Annotated in this window: 26 protein-coding genes; 9 read left to right on the top strand and 17 right to left on the bottom strand. The window is 41.4% G+C overall.

Annotation, left to right across the window (positions count from 1 at the left end; all coding sequences use genetic code 11):
• Positions 1–7: 7 nt before the first annotated feature.
• Complete coding sequence (locus tag GO009_RS12505; protein WP_163626584.1) at positions 8–955, top strand: GSCFA domain-containing protein; 948 nt, start codon at positions 8–10, stop codon at positions 953–955.
• On the top strand, positions 956–1,570 hold the full coding sequence (locus tag GO009_RS12500) for a DUF4230 domain-containing protein (protein ID WP_163626583.1): 615 nt from the start codon (positions 956–958) through the stop codon (positions 1,568–1,570).
• A gap of 23 nt (positions 1,571–1,593) precedes the next feature.
• Here GO009_RS12500 and GO009_RS12495 read toward each other — a convergent pair whose 3' ends face one another.
• The 3 genes from GO009_RS12495 to GO009_RS12485 all read right to left on the bottom strand — a co-directional run bounded on the left by GO009_RS12495 (position 1,594) and on the right by GO009_RS12485 (position 4,351).
• Positions 1,594–3,345 (bottom strand): aromatic amino acid hydroxylase, encoded by a 1,752-nt coding sequence (locus tag GO009_RS12495; protein ID WP_163626582.1) that lies wholly within the window; start codon positions 3,343–3,345, stop codon positions 1,594–1,596.
• Between the two features lie 214 nt (positions 3,346–3,559).
• Entirely contained in the window at positions 3,560–4,129 is a 570-nt protein-coding gene (locus GO009_RS12490) for a DUF4136 domain-containing protein (RefSeq protein ID WP_163626581.1), read from the bottom strand.
• Between the two features lie 60 nt (positions 4,130–4,189).
• Positions 4,190–4,351 (bottom strand): DUF5522 domain-containing protein, encoded by a 162-nt coding sequence (locus tag GO009_RS12485; RefSeq protein ID WP_163626580.1) that lies wholly within the window; start codon positions 4,349–4,351, stop codon positions 4,190–4,192.
• 174 nt (positions 4,352–4,525) lie between these two features.
• On the opposite strand from GO009_RS12485, the gene GO009_RS12480 reads away from it, so the two are divergent.
• Complete coding sequence (locus tag GO009_RS12480) at positions 4,526–4,855, top strand: hypothetical protein (protein ID WP_163626579.1); 330 nt, start codon at positions 4,526–4,528, stop codon at positions 4,853–4,855.
• Positions 4,856–4,882: 27 nt separating this feature from the next.
• Here GO009_RS12480 and GO009_RS12475 read toward each other — a convergent pair whose 3' ends face one another.
• Complete coding sequence (locus GO009_RS12475) at positions 4,883–5,182, bottom strand: type II toxin-antitoxin system RelE/ParE family toxin (RefSeq protein WP_163626578.1); 300 nt, start codon at positions 5,180–5,182, stop codon at positions 4,883–4,885.
• On the bottom strand, positions 5,179–5,490 hold the full coding sequence (locus tag GO009_RS12470; protein WP_203532452.1) for a hypothetical protein: 312 nt from the start codon (positions 5,488–5,490) through the stop codon (positions 5,179–5,181). The genes GO009_RS12475 and GO009_RS12470 overlap by 4 nt, the downstream gene beginning before the upstream one ends.
• Positions 5,491–5,595: 105 nt before the next feature.
• On the opposite strand from GO009_RS12470, the gene GO009_RS12465 reads away from it, so the two are divergent.
• The 3 genes from GO009_RS12465 to hemL all read left to right on the top strand — a co-directional run bounded on the left by GO009_RS12465 (position 5,596) and on the right by hemL (position 8,849).
• A complete protein-coding gene (locus GO009_RS12465) occupies positions 5,596–6,501 on the top strand; it encodes a 1-aminocyclopropane-1-carboxylate deaminase/D-cysteine desulfhydrase (protein WP_163626576.1) in 906 nt (301 codons plus the stop codon).
• Entirely contained in the window at positions 6,498–7,343 is an 846-nt protein-coding gene (locus tag GO009_RS12460) for a glucosaminidase domain-containing protein (RefSeq protein WP_163626575.1), read from the top strand. The genes GO009_RS12465 and GO009_RS12460 overlap by 4 nt, the downstream gene beginning before the upstream one ends.
• A gap of 228 nt (positions 7,344–7,571) precedes the next feature.
• The gene (hemL, locus tag GO009_RS12455) at positions 7,572–8,849 is read left to right on the top strand and encodes a glutamate-1-semialdehyde 2,1-aminomutase (RefSeq protein WP_163626574.1); all 1,278 of its coding nucleotides are present in this window, start codon (positions 7,572–7,574) and stop codon (positions 8,847–8,849) included.
• Positions 8,850–8,976: 127 nt separating this feature from the next.
• Here the strand turns inward: hemL and GO009_RS12450 are convergent, their stop codons facing one another.
• Complete coding sequence (locus GO009_RS12450) at positions 8,977–9,171, bottom strand: helix-turn-helix transcriptional regulator (RefSeq protein WP_163626573.1); 195 nt, start codon at positions 9,169–9,171, stop codon at positions 8,977–8,979.
• Between the two features lie 159 nt (positions 9,172–9,330).
• Between GO009_RS12450 and GO009_RS12445 the strand changes: the two genes are divergently transcribed.
• Positions 9,331–9,624 carry a hypothetical protein gene (locus GO009_RS12445; protein WP_203532451.1) on the top strand — a complete coding sequence of 98 codons (294 nt, stop codon included), beginning with the start codon at positions 9,331–9,333 and terminating at the stop codon, positions 9,622–9,624.
• 28 nt (positions 9,625–9,652) lie between these two features.
• Here the strand turns inward: GO009_RS12445 and GO009_RS12440 are convergent, their stop codons facing one another.
• The 7 genes from GO009_RS12440 to GO009_RS12410 form a co-directional block, all read right to left on the bottom strand.
• Complete coding sequence (locus GO009_RS12440; RefSeq protein ID WP_163626571.1) at positions 9,653–10,051, bottom strand: hypothetical protein; 399 nt, start codon at positions 10,049–10,051, stop codon at positions 9,653–9,655.
• A gap of 112 nt (positions 10,052–10,163) precedes the next feature.
• Complete coding sequence (locus GO009_RS12435) at positions 10,164–11,189, bottom strand: sensor histidine kinase (protein ID WP_163626570.1); 1,026 nt, start codon at positions 11,187–11,189, stop codon at positions 10,164–10,166.
• 2 nt (positions 11,190–11,191) lie between these two features.
• Entirely contained in the window at positions 11,192–11,743 is a 552-nt protein-coding gene (locus GO009_RS12430) for a response regulator (RefSeq protein ID WP_163626569.1), read from the bottom strand.
• Positions 11,744–11,923: 180 nt separating this feature from the next.
• Positions 11,924–13,456, bottom strand: coding sequence for a DUF748 domain-containing protein (locus GO009_RS12425; RefSeq protein ID WP_163626568.1), 1,533 nt, complete (start codon positions 13,454–13,456; stop codon positions 11,924–11,926).
• Between the two features lie 289 nt (positions 13,457–13,745).
• Positions 13,746–14,144 (bottom strand): arsenate reductase family protein, encoded by a 399-nt coding sequence (locus GO009_RS12420; RefSeq protein ID WP_239057458.1) that lies wholly within the window; start codon positions 14,142–14,144, stop codon positions 13,746–13,748.
• Positions 14,145–14,347: 203 nt separating this feature from the next.
• Positions 14,348–15,859, bottom strand: coding sequence for an HmuY family protein (locus GO009_RS12415; RefSeq protein ID WP_163626567.1), 1,512 nt, complete (start codon positions 15,857–15,859; stop codon positions 14,348–14,350).
• A 5-nt stretch (positions 15,860–15,864) separates the two neighbouring features.
• A complete protein-coding gene (locus GO009_RS12410) occupies positions 15,865–18,030 on the bottom strand; it encodes a TonB-dependent siderophore receptor (protein ID WP_163626566.1) in 2,166 nt (721 codons plus the stop codon).
• A 105-nt stretch (positions 18,031–18,135) separates the two neighbouring features.
• Here GO009_RS12410 and GO009_RS12405 point away from each other — a divergent pair, with 105 nt between their 5' ends.
• Entirely contained in the window at positions 18,136–19,059 is a 924-nt protein-coding gene (locus tag GO009_RS12405; protein ID WP_163626565.1) for a DUF6607 family protein, read from the top strand.
• On the top strand, positions 19,043–19,597 hold the full coding sequence (locus GO009_RS12400; RefSeq protein ID WP_163626564.1) for an FMN-binding protein: 555 nt from the start codon (positions 19,043–19,045) through the stop codon (positions 19,595–19,597). Before GO009_RS12405 ends, GO009_RS12400 begins: the two co-directional genes overlap by 17 nt.
• 204 nt (positions 19,598–19,801) lie before the next feature.
• Here GO009_RS12400 and GO009_RS12395 read toward each other — a convergent pair whose 3' ends face one another.
• The 4 genes from GO009_RS12395 to GO009_RS12380 form a co-directional block, all read right to left on the bottom strand.
• Entirely contained in the window at positions 19,802–20,527 is a 726-nt protein-coding gene (locus GO009_RS12395) for a DUF3307 domain-containing protein (RefSeq protein WP_163626563.1), read from the bottom strand.
• Positions 20,524–21,123, bottom strand: coding sequence for a transcriptional regulator (locus GO009_RS12390; RefSeq protein ID WP_163626562.1), 600 nt, complete (start codon positions 21,121–21,123; stop codon positions 20,524–20,526). The genes GO009_RS12395 and GO009_RS12390 overlap by 4 nt, the downstream gene beginning before the upstream one ends.
• A gap of 505 nt (positions 21,124–21,628) precedes the next feature.
• A complete protein-coding gene (locus GO009_RS12385) occupies positions 21,629–21,823 on the bottom strand; it encodes a hypothetical protein (protein ID WP_163626561.1) in 195 nt (64 codons plus the stop codon).
• A 161-nt stretch (positions 21,824–21,984) separates the two neighbouring features.
• Complete coding sequence (locus GO009_RS12380; protein ID WP_163626560.1) at positions 21,985–24,486, bottom strand: zinc-dependent metalloprotease; 2,502 nt, start codon at positions 24,484–24,486, stop codon at positions 21,985–21,987.
• Between the last annotated feature and the right edge of the window lie 213 nt (positions 24,487–24,699).

Here is a 24,699-nt window from a genome sequence, read left to right as displayed (position 1 = left end):
CCAAATAATGGAACTACAAACCAAGATACCTTTAACGCCCAATGATAATCCCATCGATTATCAAAGCAAGTTGGTGCTGTTGGGGTCTTGTTTTGTGGAAAATATAGGCGCGAAGCTGGATTATTTTCAGTTCCAAAAATTGCAAAATCCCTTTGGGATATTGTTTCATCCATTGGCAATTGAAAATTTGGTGCAAAGAGCCATCGCAGGGAAAAACTATCAGCAAGAAGAAATCTTTGAACAGGACGGGATTTGGCGTTGTTTTGATGCCCATTCCGATTTGCGTTCAACATCTTCAGAGGAACTATTGCATCTGCTCAACCAAAGGTTGAGGGAAACCAAAACAAGTCTGGAAACCTCCTCCCATATCATCATCACCTTGGGAACCGCTTGGGTATACGAGCATAATTCATCAAGCAAAACGGTGGCCAATTGCCATAAGGTTCCACAGAAGCAATTCACTAAAAAATTGTTGAGCGTAACCGAAATCGAATCCAGTCTCAACAATTTGGTGAGAATGATTCAAAAAGTGAATCCAAAGGCACAAATCATCTTCACGATTTCTCCCGTTCGTCATTTAAAAGATGGTTTTGTGGAAAACCAGCAGAGCAAGGCGCATCTGTTTGCTGCCCTTCATCAAATAATAAAAGGACACAGTGTGTCCTACTTTCCATCCTATGAAATTATGATGGACGAGTTGCGTGACTACCGTTTTTATGACAAGGATATGGTGCACCCCAACGAACTGGCGGTAGATTATATTTGGCAAAAATTCAAATCCGTTTGGATTGCTAAAAATACTTACCTTATTATGGACAAGGTGGATGCCGTTCAAAAAGGCTTGATGCACCGACCGTTCAATCCCGATTCCGAAGCACATCAAAAGTTTAAAACATCGCTCCGCACAAAAATTACGTATCTTCAAGAAAGGTATTCTTTCATGAAATTCAGTTAGATGAAGAAAGTATTATTTGGAGCAGTAATTGCCTTGGCTTCGGTTTTGATCTATAAATCGTGCACCGATGACCGCGAGCAAAAATCCATTTTGGAAGAGAATTCCATGCTCATTCAGCAGGAACTCCGCAACGTATCCAAATTGGTGGTCACCGAAGGGCATTTTGCCGAGGTGTACAATTACAAAGATTCCAAAGAGTTGTTCGGGCCATTGGTTACTGCTCATAAAAAGGCTTTGGTGGTGGTCAATGCCGATGTGTCGATTGCTTACGATATGTCCAAAATCAACTACGAAGTGGATGAGGAGCAAAAATTGCTCACGATAACCCATCTTCCTGAACCAGAAATAAAGATCAGTCCCGATTTTGAATATTACGATGTCACCGCAGATTATTTGAATCCCTTCAACGCGGGGGATTACAATGCCATTAAGCGCAATGTGAATGTTTCCTTGTTGAAAAAAATAGAAGCGTCCTCTTTGCATTCCAATGCCGAGAACCGACTGGTCAGCGAATTGTCACGTATTTTGGTACTCACCAATACCATGGGCTGGACCTTGGTGTACAATAACACTCCTGTTGAAGATACAGAGCAGTTGAAAACTTTTTTGGATTAAGCTGTCACAGGAGAAGGTTGGGATTAACTTACCAATGCCGTATCCACCAGTTGGAGTCCGTCATCAATTAAATGGCCTACCTTTGGGTTGTCCCGCTTAATTTGTTCCAAGTGTTCCAAAATCTCTTGCTGAAATTCTAGGTTGTTGTCCTGTTTGGCCAGTTCGTACAATTCCACGGGCAATAACCAATCTTTTGGATGGTCTTTTTTAAGGGCTTGGAAGACCTTGTTTCGTGAAATCGTGGTGTTTTTTCCTTCCCTAAAATGCCTGATTTGTTCATAATATCGCTCCAATTGCAACCTTTTTTCGTCTTTCTTGGATTTTATGGTGCTTTCCGTAATCTGGTGGCTCATCAAATTAAAGCTGTTCAAGTCCGCAGGACCGTTATACGCTGAAACGATATTTTGACCTACGGCCATGTGGTATAAGCCCCATTCAGGTTGGAAGAGCACTTGGTCGTTATGGGTAACCGTGCAATTCTCAAAAGTGATGAGAATGATTTTCCCCATCAGGTTTCGGGTACCCGTAATTATGGTTCCCTCTACTTTGATGCCTCCTTCAAACTCCAAAGCGATTTGTTCGCCTTCATAGATTTTGTAAGCTTTCAAATCACGAGGTCCCATATCTTCAATGGCGATGTTGATGCCTTTCAACTTTCCGATAGGGGAACCAAAACCATCTGCATGGTGTGCGATACTGTGTCCGACCAATTCTTTTTCACGGTAAGCCAATGCCGTTCCACCTGTGGTTTGAATGTAAATCGGTTTCCCGTCATTTTCGATGACATTGCTGAACTCTCCGGATATTTGCAATCCTGTGCTCAATTCGATGGTGCCAAGTGCTTTGGAATTGATTAGCTTTTTTACGCCTGAAAGTCCTCCTGTTCGTACGGCCATGGTATTGGCAAAATCCTCCAAAACCTGACTTAAAAAAGCAAAATCGGGGGTTACGAACAATTGCGGTTGAGGTTTGGTAATGTCAAATTCTGTGTGTGCCGCTTCAATGGAGTACGGAATCTTTTTCACTTTGTCAGTCATACACCACGTGCTTTCCCCAATGGAGGAAAGCAATCCTGCACCGTAAATTTTTGGATTGTCCACGGTGCCTATCAAACCATATTCCACGGTCCACCAATGTAAGTTTCGGATGAGGGCCATTTCACTGGGCTCGCCCATGTTTTCTTGAAGGTGTTCTATGTGTTTTTCCGCTTCTTCTATTTCACTTTGCGGTGTGCCATGTGCTTCTTTTATGATGGAAAGATGGCGCACTGCATTGTAGAGTTCGTAATCCTTGGCACTGGAAATGGCTTTGCAGCCGATTTCCCCAAACCTACGTAGATATTCTGCATATTCGGGATTGGCGATAATGGGAGCGTGTCCAGCACCCTCGTGAATAATATCGGGCGCAGGGGTGTATTCTATATTTTCAAGTTGTCGAATATCTGAAGCGATCACGAGTACATTGTAGGCTTGGAACTCCATAAAGGCAGAAGGTGGGATAAATCCATCCACCGCAACGGCGGCCCAACCAATTTCCTTGAGTATTCTGTTCATTCCGTACATGTTTGGAATGTGGTCAATGGAAATCCCTGTCTTTTTCAATCCATCCACATAGGAGCTGTGGGCCACTTTACTCAAATAATCCACGTTTTTGCGCATCACGTAGCGCCAAACGGCTTGGTCAATGGCCGTGTACTCTTCATAATTTTGTGGTTTTATGAATTGTTTGAGGTGCTTCGGCAGTTTGTCCAGTATAGGATTGGATTCGTAGCTCATAAGTCAATTTTTGTGCGACTTAAAGATACAAAATAGAGAATGGATTTTCTCTTAAGGAAAGTTAAGGGGTAATAAAAAAGAGGTTGTCTGAATGGGTTTTTATTGTCAATTCGAGCGTAGTCAGTCGAGAATTTATGGCGTTGATGCCTTAAAAAGGTTTCGACTGTGCTCAACCTGACATTGTTTAATTCATTCAGACAATCTCTTGTAGGATTTAGTTGGAGGCCACTGTCATTTGCGGCGGATACTCTTCCAAAATCTGCGAAACGAATTCTTTGATGCGTTTCTCTTTCTTTTCAATGTTTTTGGTGTTGTTCAATGTTCCTACGCCACGGCCCTGCCATACCAATTCTTTTTTATTGGCATCTATTACGTCGATATAGAGAGAGCCTTCGGTGCGAGTGCTGACATTGTTACCGCCCCAGCCCCAGCCCCAACCGGGACCCCAGGCCCAAGGACTATAAAAACCGCCCCAGCCCCAACCGTAGTTGTTGTATACGTCCACACGTTCACGCTCTTTGGTGAAAATGCTGATCAATACATCGGGGTTGTCGGATTTTACGAAGCCGCGCGAACCCATTTCAGCCTCAATGGCCCTCAAAATTCTTTTCTTGTCCAAATCCGAAATTTGGGCCTTGTCTATGCCTGTTTTATAAAAGGCGTAGCTTTTATAGGTGTTAAAGTCGGCTTGTTGGTCGTAATCGGAAACCACCCTTACAGAAGTACAGGAGGTCAATAAACCAAAGGAAAAGACAATCAGTGCAAAATGTTTTAAACTTTTCATAGCGTTATTTTTAAATTCTTGAGATGTCCCTAATTAGCTCACAAATATTATGCCGAATCCCTAATTTTGTGAGTTGGTTTTGGCATTATAGCCATAGGGACAATGGCGGCAACCACTCTCGCAACAATAACCACGTTTTAGGTGGTATTTTTCGGTAAATACCCTATACCCTTGTTCCGACAAGTAATAATCTCCCTCTTCCAAGGGAATATGTTCTTTCATGTATGGCAACCATTTTACTATATAAATTTACGGTTTTTGTGTGAAAAGGGTGATGGTTTTAACCTTTTCAAAACAAGGTTATTCACCTAAAATGTTGATTGATTTCTGTTAACTGTCCAATTTTGAGCACTTTTTGCTGTTATCTTTGTAGAGATAACCTAACCATTTGTCAATTTGATAGTTGTCTTCAAACATTTCTTCTATAAAAATTATGTGGGACTCTCGCTATGGCCTTTCATTATCCTAAAGGAAGATTCCCTAATGGCCGACGAGGTGCTCATTAACCACGAGCGCATTCACTTAAGGCAACAGCAAGAACTGCTTATATTGCCTTTCTATATGCTTTATGTATCGGAATGGTTGTTCAGGACCGTACTTTATCTGGACAGTTACCGCGCCTATCAAAATATCAGTTTTGAACGTGAGGCCTATGCCAATGAAAAGGATATGCAGTATCTATCCAACCGCAAAACCTTTGGTTTTTTACATTATTTGACGCGATAATGCTGAATATGGTTGGTTACCCAATGGTTAACTGAGAAGCTTTTCAATTTTATCGGGATTTTGGAAATTGCCCCAAAAATACTCTACCTCGATCAGTTCGTCCAAAATCCTATAAAACATTGTGGTGTGTTTGGTTATATGGGCCTCACGACTTGCCCCGTTATAATGGGAAACTTTGAACATTTCTGGATTGTCCTTTATTTTTTCAATGGTATCTTCTACCAGGTCAATAAAGGTCAAAGCTTCTTTTTGGGTCCAGACTTCCATAAGGTAGTCCAATATGTCGTTAAAGGATTTTTTTGCCTCAAAGGTCCAGATTACTTTCACCGGGAAACTCTTTTTCTGGCATCGGCTATAACGGATTTGTGTTCCAAAACACGACCTGCGGCACTATCCTCACGGCTGCGCTCCAAAGCCTGTTTAATTTCCATGGCCTTAACATCCTCTGGGAAAAGAAGCGTGCTCAATTTGACCATTTCGGAAACGCTGAAACTACGTTTTTTCAGTTTGTTGTAGAAAGTCGCCCTAGAAACACCAAGCTCCTTGATAATATGTTCCTTCTTGAACTTACTTTCCTCAATATATGTGTTGAGGTTTTCTAGCAAGTTTTTATAATTTAAAACAACGTCCAACATTTTGAATTATATTTGTTTAGGAAAACAATACAAATATATTAAGATATTTTGCATATAGAACAACCATTTTTTTAGACTAGGGCATAAAATGACTAAATAAACAATTTGACTACCCCTAATCAACATATAGATTTGCCCCTTCTCCAAGAAAAAGGAATTATCCTCAACATCAAAAGGGAAGATACCATCCATCCCTTAATTTCGGGCAATAAATACCGCAAACTCAAATACAACCTGCTTGAAGCCAAAAAAAAGGGCAAAGATACCTTGCTCACCTTTGGTGGAGCTTTTTCCAACCATATTGCGGCCACGGCCTATGCGGGACACGAACAAGGGCTAAAAACCATTGGCGTGATTCGGGGCGAAGAATTGGAAAACAAGTGGCAGGACAATCCAACCCTAAAATTGGCCCACGAACACGGAATGCAGTTCCATTTTGTATCCCGAAGTCATTATCGTCTCAAAAGTGAAGCATCATTTATTCAAGATTTAAAAGAGCGGTTTGGGGATTTTTACCTGTTGCCCGAAGGTGGAACCAATGCTTTGGCGGTAAAGGGATGTGCGGAAATCTTAACGCAGCTTGATGCAAAATTCGATTACATCTGTTGTGCGGCGGGTACGGGCGGCACCGTGGCAGGTCTCATCAATGCATCCCAACCGCATCAAACAGTTTTGGGGTTCCCCGCGTTAAAGGGCAATTTTTTGATCGAGGAGATTCGTACATTTGCCGATAACAATCGTTGGCGACTCGTAACCGATTATCATTTTGGAGGTTATGCCAAAGTAAACCAGCAACTGATAGCATTCATCAACCTTTTTAAAAGAGAAACGGGTATTTCCTTGGATTCCATATACACGGGAAAAATGCTTTTTGGTATTTTTGACCTTGTAAAAAGGGATGTTTTTCCACCAGAAACCCAAATCTTGGCCATCCATACAGGAGGATTACAAGGAATAAAAGGTATGAACCAAATACTGAAAAAGAAAAATTTACCGTTATTGGAGGTATGATCAGGCGAATAATATATGTATTGATTGCGGCACTTTTGCTCTCCAGTTGTGGTGCCAAAAAAAGAAGGTCTACCCAACGAAAAGGGGCTCCCGTAGTGGTGAACAGCGAAAGACCAGCCACCAGCACTAAGGATTTAGAGACCGAAGAGGTGCGGGATCTGTATCCCATGCCTGAAGATAGGGGGCGTTTTGAGCGTTTTCCTATTTCCGATACCAAAGACTATATCGAAACCTTTGCCGAAATTGCCCAGTACGAAATGCGTGCCTTTGGAATTCCTGCCAGCATTACCTTGGCCCAGGGTATTTTGGAAAGCGGCTCCGGTCGAGGTGAACTTACACTAAAGACGAACAATCATTTCGGCATCAAATGCCATACGGGTTGGCAGGGCGAATTTGATTTTCATGATGATGATGCCAAAGGGGAATGCTTCCGCAAGTACAACCACCCGATGTACTCCTTCCGCGATCACAGTATTTTTCTGTCTACACGGTCACGATATGCGTTTTTGTTCAATTACAAACGGGACGATTATAAAAAATGGGCGCATGGACTTCGACAAGCGGGGTATGCAACCGACCGCAGGTACCCACAAAAGTTAATTTCCATAATAGAGAACTACAATCTTTATGAATACGATGAAGCGGTATTGGAAAACGGTTTGCCCATAGTGCGCGAACCCAGACAATACGAAATATTTACCCATACCGTAAAAAGGGGCGACACCTTGTATGCCATTTCCAAACGATACGATATTTCGGTAGATGAGCTTCGCCGCCTCAACAATTTAAATGACAACATTATTTCCGTAGGGCAAGTACTCAACATTAGGGTGACGCAGTAATTGTACCCTGAGCGTAGCCGAAATGCAGGAATGACAAAATTGACTTCCAAGAAAGTATTATCCTCATTACCTTTGCGGCACGAATGTCATTCCGCACGGATGCTGAGCGGAGCCGAAGCACGATGCGGAATCCACAAGCGGTTGAATGGATTCCCGTTTTCACGGGAATGACAAGCACGAGAATAATAAAAAAGATTCCCGTTTTCACGGGAATGACACAAAACATATATGATCTATCAACGAAGCAGCGCCTTGTTCGCCGAGGCCAAAAAATACATCCCTGGAGGGGTAAATTCACCAGTACGAGCGTTTAAAGCGGTAGGGGGCGACCCTATTTTTATCAAGGAAGCCAAAGGCGCCTATCTGTACGATGAAGACGACAACCAACTTATCGACTACATCGCTTCGTGGGGACCCCTTATTTTGGGTCATGCGTATGAACCTGTGATTGATGCGGTAATCGATAAGGCCAAAAAAGGTACTTCCTTTGGAACGCCCACCGAAATTGAGACAGAACTCGCCAAATTAGCGGTTTCCATGGTGCCGAACATTGATAAAATTCGTTTTGTGAACAGTGGTACCGAAGCTTGTATGAGTGCGGTACGCCTCGCGCGCGGGTACACGGGCAAGGACAAGATTATCAAATTTGCAGGTTGCTACCACGGTCATTCCGACTCTTTTTTGATACAAGCGGGGAGTGGTGCCGTTACCTTTGGTAGCCCCAACAGCCCCGGTGTAACGCAGGGCACAGCTAAGGACACACTACTGGCCGATTACAATGATTTGGAAGGAGTGAAAGCCTTGGTAGAAGCCAATAAAGGTGAGATTGCCGCCATTATTTTGGAACCCGTAGCAGGGAACATGGGCTGTATTATCCCCAGAGATGAATTTATTAAAGGCCTACGCGACATTTGCACCCAAGAGGGCATTTTGTTGTTGTTTGATGAGGTAATGACGGGTTTTCGTCTCGGAAAAGGAGGCGCGCAGGAAGCCTTGGGCATTGATGCGGATATTGTGATGTTTGGAAAAGTGATTGGCGGCGGACTGCCCGTAGGGGCGTTTGCGGCCCGAGCCGAGATCATGGCACATTTGGCCCCCGATGGACCCGTGTACCAAGCAGGCACCTTGAGTGGAAACCCTTTGGCCATGAGTGCCGGACTAGCCATGCTGACCGCTCTGAACAACCAACCTGAAATTTTTACCAGCTTGGCCGAAAAAACGGAGTATCTGCACAAGGGTATTGCCATGGTATTGACCAAAAAAGGGGTGCCACACCAAATTAACCGATATGGCAGTATGATCTCCGTACACTTTACGGACGAACCGGTGGTGGATTTTGCCAGCTCGGCAAAGGGTAACAACGATACTTTTAAGAAATATTTCCACGGAATGTTGGAGAACGGCGTGTACTTACCGCCCTCTGCTTTTGAAAGCTACTTTTTAAACGATGCCCTTAGCTATGCCGATTTGGATAGGACGATTGAGGCGGTGGGTAAAGTATTTTAATTCGTCATTAAGAAGGAGCGAAACGACTGAGAAATCTAAAAGAAGTACTTTCCAAAAACACCCCTAAGGTCCCCTCAAGGGGACAATGGCACAGTGTCAGAAATGACGAATGGGAGCGGAATGATGGCTAAGGTTTTGTAGGCACCAAAAGTTCCCGTACATCCACGTCCAGTACCTTGGCGATTTGCCGCAAAACAGGGATACTGGGCTGGGCATTGTTATTGCAGTAATTAGTGACCACTACGTAGCTTTTACCGATTTGCTCCGCCAACCACGTTTGGGTCCTACCTTGTTGTTTCAATACCTCTTTAATTCTATTCATAAGGAAAAACGATACATGAACATATTACTTTGTAATATGAAATTGTACCATATCACAAACTGTTTATTTATCGTATAGCAAAATACAATACATAAAAATATTGTGAAATAATATAAAATGATATATTTTTATATTGAAAAACAATAATATTTATTTGTGATGCATAGCAAACCCTTGGCAGTACGGCTTATACAGCAAGATTTAAAACATAGCCAGCTTACGGAACATTTAAGGCAAAAAGGTTTGGATGATGGTGGATTGTATAGTTTGGATTTGATGTCGCTGGTAGCCCAATTGATGCAAGTGCCACCTGAGAAAATGGAACATTTTGCAGAAATCTATGGCAGTTACTTGGATAAAGTTGCTGAGTATCCAGTTACTTATTTGGGGGAACATCTTTTGCCTGTTGCGGAAGCTTGTTATCTTAGGCTGATGGGTGGTAAAGACGATTGAAGCGGTGGCGAAGGTGTTTTAGGATTATTTATTCTACAAACTCGTAATCGATTGAAACAATTTTGATTGCATCAGCATTTTCTTCGGAATCAACAACACCATCATTTTCATAGTTGGTAATACAGTCTGAATTGGCCTCTATTTGATAGCATTGTGAAGAGGTATTAGATCCAACATAAAACTTGGTTCCATTGGCATCCAATGTTACGGTATAGAAACCTTTTACAGCAACATTGTTAGGATTGGTAAACTTAATCTCATAAGTCAACAAGGAAGAATTATTACCGGTGTCTGGAATATATTCAAAATCCAATATTTCACTGGTCACATCTTCTAGGGAGTTGTCGGGAATATCGCCATCACCATTATTGCTGCATCCAGAAAAGGATAAAATTGACAAAAGGGTAAGTAAAATTCTTAATTGCATGTACATTGAGGTTTGACTTTCTACCATATAACAAGGTTGGGTTGTTTTTAATTGGATTGGAGTATTAGATTATTTTAAGTGCCACTATATCCCATTATTAGGAGCTGATGAACTAATATTTTAAAAACTTCATAATAAAAACATTTTTGCTAAAATCAAACCCCATTTTTGTTTCAGAAACATCACCGAAAATGGCTTCAAACTCACAATCGTTTATTTTAAGCATTTGATTGATTCTCCACATTCCAATCCCATCTCCCTGTTTTTGCATTTTTCTTGCCATTTCACCCGAAATCCCTTCCTTCATGATTTCACTTCTTTCTTCTTCTTTAACGTGAGTACTTGTCATTTCGAATTTAAGATTTATCCAATCATCTGTTTCATAGGCGGTTATTAGGACTCGGGTATTGTACAAGGTATATTTTGCTGCATTTTCAATCAAATGATACAAAGCGACCTGAATAGTTTCATAATCAAAATCAACTTTAAAGTAGAAATCATCCACCTCTACATAGACATCCCTTTTCGAAAAATCGGAGAAAAAAGTGTGTAAAGTATTTAAAAGGACATTTCTCAGGTTATGCTCTTTTTTGTCTAATTCAATATTGTCATCTCGTTCAATTTTTCTATAAATAGAAAATTCAGAGCGCATATGAGTATTATGTTTTGCAATCCTCAAAAACATTAGAGCAGCTTTATCCATGTCTTTCTTAATTTCTTCTTTGATAAAATCTAATTGTCGTCTCCAATTTTGAGCTAATATTTCTTGAGGTACTAAATCATAGATTTCTTGAATGTTATGAGCATTAATCGAAGTAAGATTGTGTACTAACCTATTTACTTTTTTTTGCTCTTCATTTCTTATTTTGCTAATTGGAATTTTCAAATCTGGAACAGAATATGATAAGGCTTCAATTTTCTGTCTAAACAATTTTGTGGTTTTTGTTTTATCACAACATAAGAATACTGATGCTGATTTGGTGATTCTTTGCCCCTGTCTTCTTTTGTCACCATATTCTGGACATTCTGGAATAACTCTTCCAGTAAAATCACAACTAGCAAGACATTGAATGCAATTCTCAGTTAAATTGTCAGCCAACACACTTTTTTTTGAATCAATTATTTTGAAATGCTTCAATTTTAACTATACTGTTCAATTAAACTGATGAATTCATATGGTTCGGCGTTTTTTGGTAAACTATTATCAACCATCCTCAACTTTTTATTAAATCTATTTCCAGTAGGTTCTGCAGAATATAGAATGATTGTTTTATTAGGGTATTTTTCTTTGAGTGCTGCTGCCAACCCTAATCCTTGATCTTCAAACATGGTAGTGCCCACACCATTTATGTCGACAAAGACAATATCAGCTACTTTAACTTTATAATCATCTAAATCAGTTAGGTCTTTAATAGCTTTTGTATTTATCCATCCTGCTTTTTTAAGAATGGATACCATTTTGAAATCATTATGCTGGTCGTCGATGAAAAGTATATGGCAATTACCTTTTGTTCTCGTTTCGTTCTTAGGTTTTGTTAAATCTTTAGGTTTAGATTGCAAATTGTTATTTATAGTAATATTATTCATGCCTCCATTCCTTATTCTCGAAAAAAACAGTTTGCCGACCCATCCTAAAATTATTACACCGATTCCGCTAAAAATCCATTTATAGTTTTCAATAATAAAATCCATGGTTGTTTGTAGTCAATGATGTGCTTAAGGGTTCAGCCTTAAATATATCAATTTGAATAGATTTGACGATGCGCAAAAACCTCAAAAAAACTAGGGAAAATCTACAATTTGCAGTAATCAGTTGACATTTGTCAATAAACAATGAGCAATTAACAGTTGACAGTCACCAATAACCAAAAGTCATTTCCGCTTTTTACCACGTCCCGTCATGGTGTCCACCAGACCTTCCTTTAGGTTGATCCATAAATAATTAAAAAAGGATTTGTCCTGGTTACGTTCCACTTTAAAATTTCCGTGGCGAAAGCCGTCCTCATCGGTTTTCTCGCCATTTTTGGTAAACAGGTTTACTACTGCTGTCAGTATTTTATTGACACCAAAACCGTCTTTTTTAAGCACGGTAAACTCAAAATCATCGTATTTCATCTTCATATCGCCCTGCGAATCCAGCTCGTTTCCGCTAATGGTAAAAAACAGTTGTTGTATGGTGCCCTTAACCTCCGCATTAAGGTTGCTCTTTAAAAAGGGACTGATACTTTCTGACTGAAAATTGGAGAGCGAACCTTTTGCCAAAAAATCGTTGGACTTGCTCAGGGGATCAAAGGACCAATCCAAGGTAAAGGGGCCGTTGCCCATGAGTTTGGCATTGATGTCTACCGTTACATCCCCCTCACCTTTGGTGTGCAAGTTGTATATGGTGGCCTCAATATCCGTAAAGCTCAGGTTTTTGGGGTCTATATCGGCTTCCAAACGCTCTTTGTAGGTAACCAGTCCTTTAGAAATTTGGATACTGTCCACCTGAAGGTCCACCTGAAGGTCGCGCAGTGCTTGATTGTACAATTTTTTGTGTGTGGTATCGTCCGGCAACAATTTATCGCGGTACACATGAAAAATCGGTTCTTGCACTTGTATATGGCCCAAGTGGAAATAGGGAAGCTCGTTTTCCATGCCAAAATCCCAATCTTTTAAGATCAGGTTGTCAATGGTAAGGTCGTAATGGTCGTGTTCGAGGGCAAGTCTTTTGGATAGTTTCGCTTTGCTATACTTACTGCGCAATACCAATTGTTGAAACTGGCCATCAATTGGGTTTAATTGCATTTGTTGAAACTCGATAAATTCCAACGGGCCCAAATCGTAGTACCCTTTTTTGGCATGGAGCTGGTATTCACCATAGGTAAAGGGAATGTTTTGTGTAGATGTCTCTTCGTTAAAGGTGATGTCGAAAAGGGTAAAGTCAATACCTTCCACTGCGGCTGTACTGTCAGAAGTGGTGTTCAGCATTTTAAAAAGTCCGTCTTGAATACTGAAGCTTTTAATAGTATAAGTTTGGGACGGGGTTTTGTTGTCCTTTTTTGAAGTAGTGTCTTTTTCGGTTTGATGATAAATGATTTCTGGTGCTTCCAGATGAAGTTCATTGATGGTAATATCACCATTTTGAAGCAAGGGAATATAGCTGAGACCGGAAACAGTTGCAGATTTTGCCTTAAAATCAATGTTCTGGTTTTTGGCACTTACATTGCTCAGGCTTATTCTCCCCAAAAGCACGTTTGTACTCAAATTATCATAGGTAAAGTTGAGTGAAGCAGGTACTTTTTCTTGCAACGCTGTTTCCACTTTGGTAGTAAACATAATTTGCGCCGCAACCGTGGCCAAAATCAGCACTAAAATGATTCCGACCGCAATTATTACATAGCGTGAAACTTTTGATTGCGGCATAGCTGTTTTAATGACGTTTTTTTTAGTTAAAGATTAAGACCTCTGCCTTTGCCGGCAGTCAGGCCTGCAAACTTGCCCAACGGTAGTCAAATTTTATTGCAGTCACTTTAGTTTCTATAAATTTTATGCATAGTCCCCTCTCCGGTCTCCCCAAGGGGAGAAGTTTCCCTCCTTTGGAGGGATTAAGGGAGGACTTGATACCAGATGGCAAAGAATTTCATTCTTTTCTTTAAAACCATGAACTTCAAAACTATAATGGTTTATTATATGTACGTTTGGGAGTAGGGGGTTAGTCTTCGTCTTCCAAAAAGGACATAACTTTCGAAGGGGTGTCAATCTGAATGGCTTTGTCGCCATTTACCAATATGGGTTGGGTAATTACCTTGGGGTTGTTCTCCATTACTTTGAGCCAATCCTCATCGCTGTGTAAATCAGGATTTTCCCCATAATTGTTAATAAAATCCGGATGTTCTGTATTGATGAGTTCCTTAATGGGTTTGTCCAATAGCTTGGCAAGTTCGGTCCATTGGGTTCCTGTTACCTTGGTTTTGGACAAATCTATATCCAACACTTTTTTCTTGGAAGATTTTAAATAGGCCAAGGTTTGCATGCCTTTATTGGTTTCTGCATTGTAAAAAAGTTTTATTTCGCGTTTGTTTGTTGCTATTACTCCCATGTCGTCCTTCATTTAAATATCTTTTACTATAAAATAAAATATTTATGATGATAAGGCTTAACCCAATCCATTTTTTTAGTGTCTTGAACAAGATACACAAAAAGCGGGACCATTGGCCCCGCTCTTCACACAAACTAACTCAAACTGAACCACTCAGGTTGATAACATAACAAAAGGTATGGTGGGTCGAGTAATGAGCATCCGAATAAAAATCGTTACAGGCGTTCGTAGGTAAACTGGTAGTGTCCCCTTTCGCCTTCTGTGCTTTTATAATCCGTAAAATCGAATTTGTAGTAGTTTCCGTCAGCATCTTTTAGCACGTAGTACACATTTTCGTTGATCACACCATTAAATGCATCTCTCCATCCGCTGCCCACAACAGCTCTGTTGTCAAATACAAATGCGGATTCGTCAACATCGGCCATGGTAAAGTTGGCATAAGTGGGCACATCACCTTCAATGGTAACTTGGTACAGTCCTACACCGCCCAAAGTATTGTGCAGCACATAATCGGAATACGTAAGGCCTGCTACAATCGGGCCTTGGGAACCATAATAGCTAAATACACCACTAAGGTTGATGTCCCACTGATTTTTCTCGGGTTCTACACTAACGGTTTCTCCATTGGAAAAACTAAAGGCGGTAAGGTTATGGGCGTCGTTTTTGGGAACGGTAACTTCATTGTATGACCCGGTTTCAGCTAAATCCGCATATTGAATGGTGTAGCTATTGCCGTCGCTCAATACCCTTACTTTTAAGAAACCTCGATGATCTCCTGTGGTCTTGATGCTTCCTACTTCTGCTGGTTCGGTAGGGATCTCCTTTCCTAGGCTTACCAAATAAACATAGTTTTCTTCGGGAGTGGTGGATACCTCGGCAAAGGCCGTGCCCTCCAGAGTGCCTTCGGCATTGTCTGTAAAAGAGATTCCTTCATCCAAATTGCCGTATTGCTCATATCCTACAGGTAAACCTGCCAAGAGTTCCGCAACTGTGCCAACACTTACGGCTTCCATTTGTTGTGTCATAAAGCTATATGCAAATAAATCCATTGTTTCGGGAAGCTCACTTGCCTCGGTAATGGAAAGTAGGTCGGTTACTCCGGTAATCTCCACTGCAGAAACAGATAGCGCAGAGTTAAGGAACACACGGTTTTCTGTGCCGTTGTACAGGGCAATATCCCAAGTGTCGCGTTTAACTACGGTTTGGGTAGCCGAACTAAAGTCAAAATAGACTTGATTGGGTATATTTGAGCCCCCATTTTCAGAATCGACTATGCCGTTGGTGGCCGCAATAGGGGTAAAACTCACTACTGTGGATGCTGTAGCACCTTGGGACCAATCGGTATTATCAAAACCATCAATGGAGAAGCTTACCGATTTTGTTTCCCCTTCAATGGCATCTTCCAATTTGTTAAAAGTAAAAGAAGCACTTTGGTCTCCTTCCGCTACGTTAATGGCAATGGTTCCCGACTCCCCATCAGGTGTTGTTGTGAAATCCGTTCCATATTCGGCATTGGTACCCGTGTAGGCAACAGTAATGGTTCCTGCTTCGGAGGCGGACCTGGAAAAGTTGAGCTGTACATCCACGGAAGTGTCTTCTTCGGTCGTACTTACGGTTTCACTGCTAAAGTTTACCGTAAAGTCTATGAGGTCTTGGCCTTCATCATCGCTACAGGAGCTGATGATGAGCAAGAGTGCGATTGCTTTTAATAGGATTGTTTTTCTCATTGGTTTTAATTGAAATTTAGATTGTACAATAGTTTTAGGTAATACGATCTTCCATTGCCGAACAAACGGCTTGGCGCGCCCCCACTTCCATGAGCTCCCGTGGGGATATCCGAGGCATTTACCCGAACAATGTCGAAGATGTTCCGTGCGCCTAGCGTAAGGCTTAAGTTTTTTGTGATATTGGTCCGTGCCGAGGCATCCATCCAGGTAAAATCATCGGTCTTGCCCACTACGGCGCCATCTGTGCCGGCCTGCACGATCTGGGTTCTTCCCGTGTATTTGAGTTGGGCCGATAGGGTGGTGTTGATGGATGGGAACGTATAGCTCAAGGCTGATTGTAGATTGAAACTCCACAGATAATCGCTGTTGTTTTCCGTAGATTCGTCCACCGTGGTGGAAGCACCCAAATAGGTCATCCCCAGAGATGCTTGCCAACGATTCATGGTTAGGGAGTTCTCTAAGGAAAAGCCTAGAATTCTGGAGCGGTCCACATTGTCAAAGGTGAACAGGTTACGGTCCTGTTCATCGGTGCTGATTATCGAGGCGATTTTTCCATCAATGTCAAAATAGTAGGATTTTAGGGCGGTTTGTAGCATGCTGTTGTCGGAAAGCCTGAATTTTTCCTCCACGTTCAAGAAAAGTGAAATACCGTCTTCGGGATCCAGATCGGGATTTCCCTGCACATTGTGATTGGAATCCACAAAGTAGAAGAACAATTCCTCAAAATTGGGCGCTCTAAATGCAGAACCGAACACGCCTTTTATTTTAAAGGTATTACTGATGTCGTAGGTAGAAGAGAGGGACCAAATCAACTTGTTACCGAATTGGGAGTTGTTGGTAAACCTAGCCCCTGGAAAAATGGAGAACCTATCGGTAAGGTTGAAGTCGGTCACTCCGAAGAAATCGTAGTTTTCCAGTGTATTTTCCACTACATCGCTGGAATATTCGCCCGTGGCAATGGCATCAAAACCTGTTTGATGGTTAAACTCGTACCCCAACTGCAGGTTGAAGAAGTTCGAAGTTGGAACCATGTTGCTCACAAAACCTTTTGAATACCATATTTTACTGGATTGACTTAAATCGTCAGAAATCACGGATTCAATTCCCTGTTGGAGAATATTGTAGACATACTGTTTATAATAGCGCTTTTGGGTTTGATGGGACAGGGATAGGTTGTACACCGTGGATCCTTTGATGGGCCCAGTAATGTTTAGGTTGTTCATGAGGCGCTCCGTGTCAAAATTCTCGTCCAAGGCGGTAGGGTTCACCATACCCGTGTTGCTGTCCAGCCTACCGTTCACATAATGATTGTACACCGGAACGGATTCATCGTAATATTGGATTTTGTAAAAGATGTTGTGTTTCCCCAGCGATGTATTCAGGTTTCCATAAGCAGTCAACTGCTCCTTCGGATTCCATTCCATGCCACGAAGGCTGTCGTTTACAACGGCATTATCCTGAATGTTCACATAGTTTTTTCCGCGATACCCATTAAAAAAACCAGCATTGTCGTTTCGGGAACCCCCGATGGCAATACTGGTCTTATCACTCAATTGATGGCTAAGTTTTGCATTTTGAATGTGTCTACCTTCATCAAACAAGGCATATTCGTTGCCTACAGTTTCTTCTTGTACGGATAACTGCAGTTGCCATTTGTGGTTGTTGTCCAATCCGCGCTTGGTCACAATATTGATGACCCCCGCCACGGCATTGTCTCCATACAGCACGCCCATGGAACCTTCCACGATTTCAATCCGTTCCACATTCTCCAAATTTATTTGGGTAATGTCAATGTTGTTGCCCATGCCATTGTCGCTAGCCATGGGGATACCATCAATAAGCACTTTGACATATTGGCCATCCAATCCGAACATACTTATGGTGGAACGGCCTGTGGATGGGTCCGGGGTAACGGTAATGTTTAGATTATAGTTAAGTATGTCTGCCAAATTGTTACCTGCAACCTTGGCGATGTCCTTTTGATCCAAAACACCAACAGCGAACAATTTTTTACTGAGGGACATCACTTTGCTTTCCCCGGTCAATACAACTTCGTCCAATTGTTGCATGGACAATGAGTCTTTTTCAGTGTTCTTTGATTCTTGGGCAAATCCGCATAAGGATAAAATTAAAGTTAAATATAGAAGGTTTTTATTTTTATTTAGACTCATTCTAGTTAAGTTTGATGACAAATATATATTTTATTTTTATTCAATCTAAATAAGTTTAGTATTTTTGACCAGAACTTTTTTTTAAACAATCTAACAGAGACTGATATGAAGAAATTAATTCTGCCATTGTTGTTTATTGCTTTTGCAACAACTGTAGCAACTTCTCAAGAAAAGAAAGAACTGGACCGCCAAGCCATTTTGGACATGTGCGGATGCTACGAGGTAAGTTTTAAGTATACCGAGACATTTGCTCCAGAAATTGACTACGAAAAGCATTTGGACTACACTTCAAAAGCTTTGGAATTGGCTTTGCCCATTGTGGATGAGAACAATAAAATTTCGCTACAACATTTGTTGGTGCTCAATGATACCATGGTAATCAAGCATTGGAGACAAGATTGGCTGTACGAAAACCAAAAAATATTCCACTACGACAAGGACAATAATTGGATGTTTACCGAGCTTCCGGCGGATGAGGTTGAGGGGCAATGGACCCAAAAGGTGTATCAAGTGGATGACAGCCCAAGATATGCGGGTTCTTCAACTTGGGTACATTTTGATGGAAAGCATTATTGGGAGAACAAAAGTGATTCCCCATTGCCACGAAGGGAATACACCAAAAGGAGTGATTATAATGTGATGAGCCGTGGAAATAGGCACGAAATTACATCAACTGGATGGGTACATGAGCAGGACAATGACAAAATCATCCGTAAAGATGGTAAGGAAGATGTGCTTTTGGCCCAAGAGAAAGGGTACAATACGTACGTTAAGGTCGCAGATGAAAGATGCAAGGCCGCCAAAGATTGGTGGGACAAAAACAAAGATTTCTGGGCAACTGCTAGGAATGCTTGGGATGAAGTTTATAAAAGAGAGGGAGATTTGACGCTGCTAAAACAGGTTGATGGCCAGCCTTTGTTTATGCACTTTTATGTTTTGGAAAAGGAAGGGGCGAACAAAGCGCAGATAATGGAAACCATAAACAAGTTTATAACCGACAAAGCCACAGGCCATGTTGAAGGGCAGTAAGCTTCAATTTTTCGGTTGGGCCGTAATCGCTTTTACCTTATTGCTATTTGGATTCAAGGTAGACAAGATATCGGATAGGCTGCAGGAAAAAATCAATAGTGCCATACAGGGTACTTTCGAAGTAGAGGACTTTTCCATGGATTTGATGGAGGTTAAACCCGATTTAAACGGGCAAACTCCTTCGGAATTGGGAGGAGATAACCTGTTCGAGATTACTTCTGACGGTACAAGCATAGGGTATGTTTATGTGGGAGTGGCTCCTAGTTTAAAGAAAACCTTTGACTATGTGGTGCTATTTACCCCCGAACTGAGTGTGAAAAAATCCAAAATATTGATTTATCGCGAAGATCATGGCCGTCAGGTTGGGAGCCAACGCTGGCTAAAACAATTTATAGGAAAAAAATCGGGGGAGACCCTTGTTTACGGTGAGGATATCGATGGGATTTCCGGTGCTACGGTCTCTGCAAAATCCATGACCCTAGCAGTGAGCAATGTTTTGGAAAGTATACAGGTTTTAAAAGATGCCGACTTTTTTTAAGCAAGTGTTTTGATTTATTAATTGAGAAAAAGAGGCTGTCTAAAGGTATTGAAATGTGTCATTCTGAATTCATTTCAGAATCTCATCATGCTGATAAACCAATTGTTATGAGAACCTGAAACCTGCCTATGCCGGCAGGCAGGCAAGTTCAGGTTGACGGAAACCTACCTTTTAAACAGTCTCTTTTTTTGATAAAAAAGATGGTTAAAGCTGCTCCTTTATATATAGATAGCACATGCCCGAAAGTATGGCCAGGCCAAAACTTAGGAGGGTGCCGATAAGGACGTACTCTGTTAACTTTCGGTTTTTTCCTTTATTAAGGTCGCCAAACCTAAACACTGATTTTGCAGTGATCAATAAACCTATCGCGGCCCATTGTTGCATCAAAATAAAACCAAATACAAAGAGTCGTTCCAGCATACCAATGTAGGTCCCGGCATTTTTAAGGGAGCCACCTTCTCCAGATTCGTCGTCCTTGGCAACTTCATCAATATAAGGGGCCAACAACATCCGCATAACAATACCGGATACGTAGGTGACAAAGACCAAGAACGTAATCAATAAAAGTGAACTTTCAGTGAAAATTGCTGTTACATCCAACGAAAAGGGAGATATCCAGTACAACACACCCCCTAGTACCAAAAGGTGCAGTACTTGGTCTGCCACAAAAAGCCAACGGTAGTTTTTTGGGTTGGTAAGGTATAGTTTTCCCAAGTCGATCAAGTAGTGGGTCGCAACAATAAAAAGGATGGCACCCACATGTTGAAATTGCAATATGATCAACAACACCAATATGTGTACTCCAATATGAAAATATAGATATTTGGATTTACCCTTCTTTGCTAATTTATGCTCTACCCAATGTGCGGGTTGGAGGACAAAGTCTCCCATAAAATGGGCCAGTATCAATTTTAGGGCTAAAAGCGTCATAGTTGTGCGAGTTGGGTTCTGTAAAAATGAATCATTTTTTGGACTTCATCAAATCCTGCTTTGTTCAGCTCTTCACTAATGTTCCCTTGAGACTTGTTGAGTATTGATGCCAATTCTTTTTGATTCATATTTGGGTTTTCTATGGCAGTTTTTACCGTTTTTGAGATGGCGGGGGTCCAGTTGTCCATAGTTAAAAGAGCCAGTTCTAGAAGCAGGTTGATGTGTTCGTCGAATAATTTATTGGGTGTTTTTATGGCCAGGTTTAGCTTTTTGAGATTTTCGAAACACTTACCTGAATGTACAAAGGCCCCACCATTGGATTCCGTTATTTTTCCTGCATCATACGTTTTTTCTCCCAAACCAATGGCGATGCGAACATCCATTCCGCGTGTTTGCTTAATGCATGCCTTTATGTACACCGATGCCTCCAATGCCTGTTCCGGTACTGTCTGCAACTGAAAACTGTCGCCCCTGTAAATTTCCCACTCCGTGGGTTCTTTGCCATAATGGCCCAGGGCCTGTTTTAGCACGGGCAGCCATTTGGCGGTTTTGTATTCTGTTGAATTTTTGATGTCTCCCGTAAGAATGGCAACCATTTTTTCTCAATTTACAACAAAGTATCTGTTAAAAAGCAGATAATTTAAAATATCTATTAATTGACGGATAATCAAATATATCTGTTTAATAACAGATAATCAAACATATCTGCGAAAATGTAGATAAAAAAGAAACCGCAACCATGGCGGATGCGGCTTCTTAAATCAACAAAAAACACTATCCTCTTCTCCCTCTCCTGCATTTTTTATTGCCGTTGTGCATAGACTTTTTGCAATTGGAAAATTTTTCAAGTCTAGTTATTGGTAATTGTACAGTACAATATTAATCTCGTGCAGCATGTTTTTGTGGTGCCTTGGTAAAATTCAATGTCAAGGTGGTGTGTTCTGTTTGTGATGGGGCTACTTTATTCAGCGCTTAGTTTGGGATAGGCAATAACTTCTTATGTTTAAGTTTCAATGATTTATTCTTTGGACATAACAGTATCCAAAGTTTTGGTCATGGCAGCGTAGTTCATGAAACCTTTAATAATAAGTAGGGGGGGAGTTATTTGGTTTCTTCTTCCAAATCGTCTTCTTTAGACTCATCGGTATAATCGTCGGCATCCTCGAAATGGGTCTCGACGTAAGTTTTTGAATTGAGATGGTCTTGGAAATCGTCGCGCTGATCCATTACATAATATAAGGTAGCTGCCGCCACGAAACAGGAAAAGTAGATTAAGCTTTTTGTTTTGTAGTTCATGATGTGAGATTTGGAATTACTAAAGTAATCAAACCGAATGGGAATTTCAGCGATTTGTTGTGAAACGGCTATGATTGGATGTGTATGGGAAAAAAAACAAGGTGTAACCGATAAACGAATCGGCTACACCTTTACAATTTGTACTTATCTAAAAAAAGTATCTATCTAGTAGGCTCCAATATAAGGTCTATACGTTCCAAGGCATCTTGCAAATGGTATCGGCTCATGGTATCGGATATCCGGGCGAGGCCACCTCTAATATCTCTTTTGAGGTTATTGAGCTCGGCGCGCGCCACCGAACGAATATCGGATTGGCTTGTATTGATGGGCGTGGATTTTCTATAACCACCAAAATCAGGTAATTTATCTTGATCATCCGCTGTCATCAAATATTCCAAACGATCAATATGTGCTTTTTGAAGGTTTCTTCTATAAGTATCTATTGTTTTGCCACTTCGGGTCTCGGACCAGATGCCCCTGCGGAGGTCACGCATCATTTCAACCAAACCATATGCATCATCACCGTTCAAGGTCTCATTTTCTATAATTCGTGCCAATTTGCCCAATTGCAGCATGGTGTTCAAGTAGCGTTCTTGCATGGAACGGATACGCTCCACAGACCCCGAATATTGAATTTTGTTGAAAATATCCTGGTCAATCAACCACTCAGGAGTCTCGAACAACTGTTCCTGCATAAAGGCCATACAATTTTTTTGATGCTCTTTGCTCACATGGGTATAAACAGCACCTTCTTGATCCGCGGTTTTGTGATACTCGTAAACACCTCCAATGTTGTTGGAAACGTGCCCCATGTATCTTTGGAACTGAGCAGTCACGTGTCCGTACATGGTTTCCAAGTCATCATAGTTTTCACCGTCCTCGGTAGTCCAATCGATTAATTTGGGAACAATACGCTTTAGGTTTTCAATGCCGTACAAGCTGGCTTTAATGGCATCATCCCCTAAATCCTCGGTTTGGGAGCTTGGATCGTGAATGTCGCCTACTTGTTGGTGACCAAAACGGTACATGGGGTCTCCAGCATGTTCCAAAATCCAATCATTTAGAATTGGTTTTTCTTCCTTTGCGGTTTTGCCCAAAATAGGTTTGTATCCCCATTTAATGGCATATTTATCGTAAATGCCGATGTTTGGCATTAAAGCTACACCTTCGTCACCAGGTTGTGCCACATAGTTGAAACGGGCATAGTCCATAATGGATGGAGCCGTACCATATTTTTGGGTGAAACTGGCGGAACGCAAAGAATCTACGGGATAAGCTACACTACTTCCCATGTTGTGTGGCAATCCAAGAGTGTGCCCCACTTCGTGGGATGATACAAAGCGTATCAAACGGCCCATGATTTCCTCTTCGAACTGTGTTTTTTGTGCATCGGGATTAATGGCGGCAGTCTGTACAAAATACCAACCGCGAAGCAAGCTCATTACATTGTGGTACCAGTTAATGTCGGATTCCAAAATTTCCCCGCTCCTTGGATCGCTCACGTGAGGACCGTTGGCATTTGGAATAGGGGAGGCCAAATAGCGTACCACCGAATATCTAACATCTTCTGGAGACCATTCCGGGTCTTCTTCTGGCGTAGGTGGGTCTTTGGCAATGATTGCATTTTTAAAGCCAGCTGCTTCGAATGCAACCTGCCAATCCTCAATTCCTTGTTTTATATAGGGCACCCACTCTTTGGGTGTGGCACGGTCTACATAATAAACAATAGGTTTTTTTGGTTCTACCAATTCGCCGGCCTTGAATTTTTCAATGTCCTCATCTTTAACCTCGAGTCTCCAACGATCCAAGTAGGTTACGGTTTTACTTTCTTGGGCATCCAATCCGTAATCTACCTGACCTCTGGCAAACCATCCCACGCGCTCATCAAAATAACGACGCTTCATGGGTTCTTTGGGCAATAAGATCATGGAATTGTTGATTTCCAAAGAAATGGAACCCAAGCTGGAATTGCTCGGCGGGTCGCTGGACAAATATGTTTTTACATGGCGTGCCTCAATGTTCAAAGGATAACTTTTGATGGACTCGATGTAGCTACGGTCTCCGTCCATTCTTGTTACTTTGTATCTTTTTCGGTAACCATCAGGAAACCCAAGGGCCTTTACATCTTTAGTGAACATGGGATCGATTTCTATTACCGTTGTCGGGTTCAAGGAATCTTTTTTGTTGATGGCCTTAATATCAAAAGAAAAGAGCACGGGCTCAAAGTTGGAGTTGACCACCGCTTCGTGTACAGGCAATGAATCCGCAGCCACATTTTCGTAAGAAGCTACACGGACCAATACTTTTTTATCCTTTTTTTGCCAACGCAGCACTTGTGTGTTGATTTTTCCGCCACCAAAACCAATTCCTGTGGCAGTTTTGGAGATTCGGCTCACCATGAGCATTTCACGATTGAACAAGGAATCGGGGATTTCGTAATAGTGTTTGTCATCTACGGTGTGTACGCTAAAAAGCCCTTCATCCGTTTTCGCATCTTTGGTGATTATCTTGTTATACGGTTTAATATCGTCCGATTTGGATTTGTCGTCCTTTTTTTGCTCGGTGTCCTTCTTTTTCTTTTTGAAAAGTTGGGCCTCCGTGGTTTGGACGGTTCCCAGAAGAATAACAACTAAAATTAGTCGAGGTAGTAAATTTTTGATCATTATAGGTTTGTTTGAATAACTAAGAAGATTCAAAGAACCTAAAATTCGTGAGAACTAACTGTTAAATAAATATTAACGGTCGTTTTTTTAACGGAATGCCCCAACCTTTGGGAGTCCTTCCTTTTACTGATGGTTTGAGCTGTATTGCCCCGTATTGCTGGGCTCAAGGGGTGTTTAATTTTTGTGAAAAATTCCTAAATACTGTAACATTTT

Source organism: Allomuricauda sp. TY007, assembly GCF_010468565.1.
GTDB lineage: Bacteria > Bacteroidota > Bacteroidia > Flavobacteriales > Flavobacteriaceae > Flagellimonas.
This window is presented reverse-complemented; position numbering and strand designations above follow the sequence as displayed.

Excerpts from the sequence above, each read along its gene's own strand:
- GO009_RS12430 (WP_163626569.1), bottom strand. The coding sequence starts at position 11,743 with ATGGATTTTATTATTGAAAACTATAAATGGATTTTTAGCGGAATCGGT.
- GO009_RS12440 (WP_163626571.1), bottom strand. The coding sequence starts at position 10,051 with ATGCAATTAAGAATTTTACTTACCCTTTTGTCAATTTTATCCTTTTCT.
- GO009_RS12490 (WP_163626581.1), bottom strand. The coding sequence starts at position 4,129 with ATGAAAAGTTTAAAACATTTTGCACTGATTGTCTTTTCCTTTGGTTTA.
- GO009_RS12470 (WP_203532452.1), bottom strand. The coding sequence starts at position 5,490 with ATGTTGGACGTTGTTTTAAATTATAAAAACTTGCTAGAAAACCTCAAC.
- GO009_RS12485 (WP_163626580.1), bottom strand. The coding sequence starts at position 4,351 with ATGAAAGAACATATTCCCTTGGAAGAGGGAGATTATTACTTGTCGGAA.
- GO009_RS12410 (WP_163626566.1), bottom strand. The coding sequence starts at position 18,030 with ATGAGTCTAAATAAAAATAAAAACCTTCTATATTTAACTTTAATTTTA.
- GO009_RS12390 (WP_163626562.1), bottom strand. The coding sequence starts at position 21,123 with ATGGTTGCCATTCTTACGGGAGACATCAAAAATTCAACAGAATACAAA.
- GO009_RS12505 (WP_163626584.1), top strand. The coding sequence starts at position 8 with ATGGAACTACAAACCAAGATACCTTTAACGCCCAATGATAATCCCATC.
- GO009_RS12415 (WP_163626567.1), bottom strand. The coding sequence starts at position 15,859 with ATGAGAAAAACAATCCTATTAAAAGCAATCGCACTCTTGCTCATCATC.
- GO009_RS12460 (WP_163626575.1), top strand. The coding sequence starts at position 6,498 with ATGATCAGGCGAATAATATATGTATTGATTGCGGCACTTTTGCTCTCC.
- GO009_RS12445 (WP_203532451.1), top strand. The coding sequence starts at position 9,331 with ATGCATAGCAAACCCTTGGCAGTACGGCTTATACAGCAAGATTTAAAA.
- GO009_RS12500 (WP_163626583.1), top strand. The coding sequence starts at position 956 with ATGAAGAAAGTATTATTTGGAGCAGTAATTGCCTTGGCTTCGGTTTTG.
- GO009_RS12405 (WP_163626565.1), top strand. The coding sequence starts at position 18,136 with ATGAAGAAATTAATTCTGCCATTGTTGTTTATTGCTTTTGCAACAACT.
- GO009_RS12450 (WP_163626573.1), bottom strand. The coding sequence starts at position 9,171 with ATGAATAGAATTAAAGAGGTATTGAAACAACAAGGTAGGACCCAAACG.
- hemL (WP_163626574.1), top strand. The coding sequence starts at position 7,572 with ATGATCTATCAACGAAGCAGCGCCTTGTTCGCCGAGGCCAAAAAATAC.
- GO009_RS12420 (WP_239057458.1), bottom strand. The coding sequence starts at position 14,144 with ATGAAGGACGACATGGGAGTAATAGCAACAAACAAACGCGAAATAAAA.
- GO009_RS12400 (WP_163626564.1), top strand. The coding sequence starts at position 19,043 with ATGTTGAAGGGCAGTAAGCTTCAATTTTTCGGTTGGGCCGTAATCGCT.
- GO009_RS12425 (WP_163626568.1), bottom strand. The coding sequence starts at position 13,456 with ATGCCGCAATCAAAAGTTTCACGCTATGTAATAATTGCGGTCGGAATC.
- GO009_RS12385 (WP_163626561.1), bottom strand. The coding sequence starts at position 21,823 with ATGAACTACAAAACAAAAAGCTTAATCTACTTTTCCTGTTTCGTGGCG.
- GO009_RS12380 (WP_163626560.1), bottom strand. The coding sequence starts at position 24,486 with ATGATCAAAAATTTACTACCTCGACTAATTTTAGTTGTTATTCTTCTG.
- GO009_RS12495 (WP_163626582.1), bottom strand. The coding sequence starts at position 3,345 with ATGAGCTACGAATCCAATCCTATACTGGACAAACTGCCGAAGCACCTC.
- GO009_RS12395 (WP_163626563.1), bottom strand. The coding sequence starts at position 20,527 with ATGACGCTTTTAGCCCTAAAATTGATACTGGCCCATTTTATGGGAGAC.